This is a genomic window from Xanthomonas codiaei, from assembly GCF_002939785.1.
Lineage (GTDB): Bacteria > Pseudomonadota > Gammaproteobacteria > Xanthomonadales > Xanthomonadaceae > Xanthomonas > Xanthomonas codiaei.
Window position 1 is genome coordinate 2501 of record NZ_MDEC01000060.1, and the last position, 3401, is coordinate 5901.

Here is a 3401-nt window from a genome sequence, read left to right on the forward strand (position 1 = left end):
GGCTTTGTACCCCACACAACACGGCATGTGACCCCGAGGCAACTTGGGGTTATATGGTCAAGCGAATAAGCGCACACGGTGGATGCCTAGGCGGTCAGAGGCGATGAAGGACGTGGTAGCCTGCGAAAAGTGTCGGGGAGCTGGCAACAAGCTTTGATCCGGCAATGTCCGAATGGGGAAACCCACTGCTTCGGCAGTATCCTGCAGTGAATTCATAGCTGCTGGAAGCGAACCCGGTGAACTGAAATATCTAAGTAACCGGAGGAAAAGAAATCAACCGAGATTCCCTAAGTAGTGACGAGCGAACGGGGAGCAGCCCTTAAGCTGGAATGGCTTTAGAAAAACAATCTGGAAAGATTGGCCATAGAAGGTGATAGCCCTGTATTTAAAAGGGCCACTCCAGTGAAGACGAGTAGGGCGGGGCACGTGAAACCCTGTCTGAATATGGGGGGACCATCCTCCAAGGCTAAATACTCCTGACCGACCGATAGTGAACCAGTACCGTGAGGGAAAGGCGAAAAGAACCCCGGAGAGGGGAGTGAAATAGATCCTGAAACCGTGTGCGTACAAGCAGTAGGAGCTCGCAAGAGTGACTGCGTACCTTTTGTATAATGGGTCAGCGACTTACTGTTCGTGGCAAGCTTAACCGTATAGGGGAGGCGAAGGGAAACCGAGTCTGATAAGGGCGCATAGTCGCGGGCAGTAGACCCGAAACCGGGTGATCTAGTCATGGCCAGGGTGAAGGTGCCGTAACAGGTACTGGAGGCCCGAACCCACGTCTGTTGCAAAAGACGGGGATGAGCTGTGATTAGGAGTGAAAAGCTAATCGAACCCGGAGATAGCTGGTTCTCCTCGAAAGCTATTTAGGTAGCGCCTCATATGTATCCTCTCGGGGGTAGAGCACTGTTATGGCTAGGGGGTCATCGCGACTTACCAAACCATTGCAAACTCCGAATACCGAGACGGACTGTATGGGAGACACACGGCGGGTGCTAACGTCCGTCGTGAAAAGGGAAACAACCCAGACCCACAGCTAAGGTCCCAAATTCACTGCTAAGTGGAAAACGATGTGGAAAGGCATAGACAGCCAGGAGGTTGGCTTAGAAGCAGCCACCCTTTAAAGAAAGCGTAATAGCTCACTGGTCGAGTCGGTCTGCGCGGAAGATTTAACGGGGCTAAGCAGTGAACCGAAGCTTGGGGTGCATAAAACTTGTTTTATGCGCGGTAGAGGAGCGTTCCGTAAGCCTGCGAAGGTGGATTGAGAAGTCTGCTGGAGGTATCGGAAGTGCGAATGCTGACATGAGTAACGATAATGCGGGTGAAAAGCCCGCACGCCGAAAGCCCAAGGTTTCCTTGCGCAACGTTAATCGACGCAGGGTTAGTCGGTCCCTAAGGCGAGGGCGAAAGCCGTAGTCGATGGGAAGCAGGTTAATATTCCTGCACCTCGCGTGAGTGCGATGGAGGGACGGAGAAGGTTAGGTGTACCGGGCGTTGGTTGTCCCGGGGAAAGGCGGTAGGTTTGGATCTTTGGCAAATCCGGGATCCTTTAAGACCGAGCACCGAGACGAGCCTTTATGGCAAAGTCACTGATACCACGCTTCCAGGAAAAGCTCCTAAGCTTCAGCTCACGAAGACCGTACCGTAAACCGACACAGGTGGGTAGGATGAGAATTCTCAGGCGCTTGAGAGAACTCGGGTGAAGGAACTAGGCAACATGGCACCGTAACTTCGGGAGAAGGTGCACCCTTTTTGGTGGCTCGTGCGAGCTATAGCTGAAGAGGGTCGCAGAAACCAGGCCGCTGCGACTGTTTATCAAAAACACAGCACTCTGCAAACACGAAAGTGGACGTATAGGGTGTGACGCCTGCCCGGTGCTGGAAGGTTAATTGATGGGGTCAGCCGCAAGGCGAAGCTCTTGATCGAAGCCCCAGTAAACGGCGGCCGTAACTATAACGGTCCTAAGGTAGCGAAATTCCTTGTCGGGTAAGTTCCGACCTGCACGAATGGCGTAACGACAGCGGCGCTGTCTCCACCCGAGACTCAGTGAAATTGAAATCGCTGTGAAGATGCAGCGTTCCCGTGGCAAGACGGAAAGACCCCGTGAACCTTTACTATAGCTTTACACTGAACGTTGAGTTCGTCTGTGTAGGATAGGTGGGAGGCTATGAAACTGTGGCGCTAGCTGCAGTGGAGCCATCCTTGAAATACCACCCTGTCGTGCTTGACGTTCTAACCTAGATCCGTTATCCGGATCGGGGACCGTGTATGGTGGGTAGTTTGACTGGGGCGGTCTCCTCCTAAAGAGTAACGGAGGAGCACGAAGGTACGCTCAGCGCGGTCGGACATCGCGCACTGTGTGCAAAGGCATAAGCGTGCTTGACTGCAAGATCGACGGATCAAGCAGGTACGAAAGTAGGTCTTAGTGATCCGGTGGTTCTGTATGGAAGGGCCATCGCTCAACGGATAAAAGGTACTCCGGGGATAACAGGCTGATACCGCCCAAGAGTTCATATCGACGGCGGTGTTTGGCACCTCGATGTCGGCTCATCACATCCTGGGGCTGTAGTCGGTCCCAAGGGTATGGCTGTTCGCCATTTAAAGTGGTACGCGAGCTGGGTTCAGAACGTCGTGAGACAGTTCGGTCCCTATCTGCCATGGGCGTTGGAAGTTTGAGAGGGGCTGCTCCTAGTACGAGAGGACCGGAGTGGACGAACCTCTGGTGTTCCGGTTGTCACGCCAGTGGCATTGCCGGGTAGCTATGTTCGGAAGCGATAACCGCTGAAAGCATCTAAGCGGGAAGCGCGCCTCAAGATGAGACTTCCCGGGGCACAAGCCCCCTAAAGGAACCATGTAGACTACGTGGTTGATAGGTCAGGTGTGTAAGTACAGCAATGTATTGAGCTAACTGATACTAATGATCCGTGTGGCTTGACCATATAACCTCAAGTTGCCTTGGTCCCAACGAACGTTGGTAGATCATCAAATGCAAGCTACGTCATAAGTTACCTATGCGAGACTGGCGCTGTGAAGCGCTGCTCCAACCGTCTCCCTGGTGAAATTAGCGCTGTGGAACCACCCGATCCCATCCCGAACTCGGAAGTGAAACGCAGCTGCGCCGATGGTAGTGTGGCTCAAGCCATGCGAGAGTAGGTCATCGCCAGGGGCTTTACCCCAAACCCTCAGTCCCACTGGACTGGGGGTTTGTTTTTGCACGCGATTTGAGGGCCTCGACACGTCCAACCATCCTCGCCAAGGTGCTCTGCCCCTCGATCCTGCGGCAGCCCGGCCAGGCGGCCGGCTCATCGCCCCACCACCTCCGCCAATGCGGCAGCGCGCAGGTTGCTTTTGCTACGCATACCTCCATGTTCTGCTTTGCCGGGGACGACCGGCGGTACTGGATG

2 rRNA genes are annotated in these 3401 nt (G+C 54.2%); both read left to right on the top strand.

The features are described 5' to 3' along the window. Positions 1-55 precede the first annotated feature (55 nt). Positions 56-2936 (top strand): 23S ribosomal RNA (locus XcodCFBP4690_RS21860). 112 nt (positions 2937-3048) lie between these two features. After that, positions 3049-3163, top strand: a 5S ribosomal RNA gene (gene rrf, locus XcodCFBP4690_RS21865). Positions 3164-3401: the final 238 nt, after the last annotated feature.